Genomic DNA, 2,306 nt, shown 5'->3' with positions numbered 1-2,306 from the left:
CTGGATTATCTAAATCCAGTAGCTTTTGAAGCCTTGTATTACCAAAAAGTAGGATGAGATTTAAATTGTAATTATTTAACTAACCCGCAAAAAGTGTAAACCGAAAGTGAACCACGTCAAATAGTATCGAATTCGATGAGTTTTTTTTTTGAACGCGTTGATAATAACGAAGATATTGTTCATACTGATGATGTAGAACGGAAATATAAGCGCGGTAGAGGTAGTGAAAGACAGGCGAAAGTTCTTGTGATGGTGGAGTCAGAACCAAGTATTGCTGCGCCTAAAAAGGCAAGCCTGACCGAAAAGTTGGTCATTTAAAAATGCGTGCAATGGAAGATTTAACGTATCGCTCCGACAAAACCCGTCTTGCAAATTTGGCAAATGTAACCCTGGCTTAATTTTCGAGATTTCGGAACTTCTCCCAGTTGTTTGGTAGCAGTTGATAAAGGTCTTTTTGTTTGTGAGACTGGATTCTTTCAAAGACGTCTTTGAGCCACAGCAACTCATCAATGCCATTTTTCTTGCAAGTGGCCATGAAGGAATAAATTGCAGCTGTCATCTCGGCTGCCTGGTGGGAGCCGGCGAACAAAAATGATTTTCGTCCAATGGCAATTGGTCTTATTGCGTTCTCCGCGAGATTATTATCAATTTCAATTTGTCCGTGCAGTGCATAGGCACTCAATCCTTCCCAGCGGGGCAAGGTGTAGGCTAGAGCCTGACCGAGCGGGCTTTTTGGGATTATAAGTGGAAGCTGCTGAGTCATCCACTGCTTTAATTCTAAAAGTATAGGAACCGACTTTTCCTGTCTTAGTTTTGTTTTTTCTTCCCAGCCCAGCTGTTCTTCCCGCATTTGTTTTTCAACAGCATACAGTACCTGCATACGTTCGAGTACATAAGTCGACCTTTCTTGGTCATATTTAAGTGCGTCAATAAATTTTCGGCGGGCATGCGCCATACAGTAGACCAGAAGAATGTCCGGATGGTTCCTAAAAAGCTTTTCGTACACTGAATAACCGTCGACTTGAAGTATGCCAGCATACCCTTCCAGCATTTGCTTAGGTCCACTTTGATCGCGGCCTTTTCGGTAATCAAACAGCGTCAGCTTATCACAAGGAGCATTGTATATCCACACGTAGCCCTGATGGATCCCGTTTTTATGGTCTCTGTCAAGCACTTTTAGCGGCGTCTCATCTAGCTGTAAGTATTTTTGATTGATTACCAGGAGTTTTAAAAGCTCCCATAAGGGAGCGAGGTGCTGCCAGCCTTTCATGATCCAGTCTGAGGCAGTGGAAGCAGGAACATTTACTCCTAACCTTCTGTATTTATCAATCTGACGGTGAAGTGGAAGACCAAAAACATACTTATCTACAACCATCTGGGCAATGACAGCTTCAGAAGGGATACCCTTTTCGATCACACGGTCCGGAAGGGATCCGGTTATAATGCCTTCACCATTTGCACGGGCATATCTGTAACGGATGTACCGCTTCACATAAAACTCAGCAGGAATCAGGTCCAGGACCTCAGTAACATCTTCTCCAATTACAGTGCAGCCAGTAACGTCTTCGGTAGGTTCAATAATGATGACCTCACGGCGTAGGTTCTCAGGAAGTATCATTCTTCCAGTCCCCTTTTCACGTTTTTTAGCAGGAGTTTTTTCTTTCACAACGTCAGCCGCTTGCTGTGAAAGTTCTTCTTGCTGCTGCTGACTTGTTCCCAGCTCAAAGAGATCAATCTGGTTTACATCTGTGTGTACACTCCCCAGCTTATCATTCTTTTTTCCGAATATATACCGCTTATATTTATCAAGCTCAAAGTTGAGAGCCTGGATCTGTTCATCTTTCTGAGCGACTACTTTTTTATGCGCAGCAAGTGCGTTTTCATAAAGCAATTTATAGTCTGTCGCTGTATCTTCCATAACCCGAAGATAAGATATAAAAACTAGCTATACAACGTTTTATGGCACTTTTAATAGCTTTTTTTACATGGTTAATTGCCCTAATCAGCATGCTGATATCGTTTTCTAAGGCGAACTGAATCTAGCATTACACCCTGTAAAAGAAGTGTCAACTCCTGACTGGTGATGAATATATCTTTGCCTTTTGGCCATTCAAAAGTGCCTTGTTCCAGTTTTTTGATATACATCGCAAAACCGTCCCGATCCCATTGTAAAAGCCGGATCTGGTTAAGTCGTTTACTAAGAAAAACAAAAACATCACCACTTGACGGATCAAAGCCCAGTTCATTCCGGACCAGGCCAGCAAGACTGTAAATACCGAAGCGCATGTCGGTTGGACTCCGGTATA

2 protein-coding genes and 1 pseudogene are annotated in these 2,306 nt (G+C 42.6%); 1 reads left to right on the top strand and 2 read right to left on the bottom strand.

Annotation, left to right across the window (positions count from 1 at the left end; genetic code table 11):
* Positions 1–144: 144 nt before the first annotated feature.
* Positions 145–341: pseudogene (locus RB622_RS29970) on the top strand (IS1595 family transposase); the annotation flags it as partial.
* 53 nt (positions 342–394) lie between these two features.
* Here RB622_RS29970 and tnpC read toward each other — a convergent pair.
* Both tnpC and tnpB read right to left on the bottom strand, forming a co-directional pair.
* Positions 395–1,918: an IS66 family transposase gene (tnpC, locus tag RB622_RS29965; protein WP_308050525.1), complete on the bottom strand. Its 1,524-nt coding sequence runs from the start codon at positions 1,916–1,918 to the stop codon at positions 395–397.
* Between the two features lie 80 nt (positions 1,919–1,998).
* The coding region (tnpB, locus tag RB622_RS29960; RefSeq protein WP_308050524.1) for an IS66 family insertion sequence element accessory protein TnpB at positions 1,999–2,306 on the bottom strand (308 nt) is incomplete at its 5' end.

This window comes from Dyadobacter sp. LHD-138, assembly GCF_030929615.1.
Classification (GTDB): Bacteria; Bacteroidota; Bacteroidia; order Cytophagales; family Spirosomataceae; genus Dyadobacter.
The sequence above is the reverse complement of the archived record's forward strand: the minus strand, read 5'-3'. Positions and strand labels throughout refer to the sequence as shown.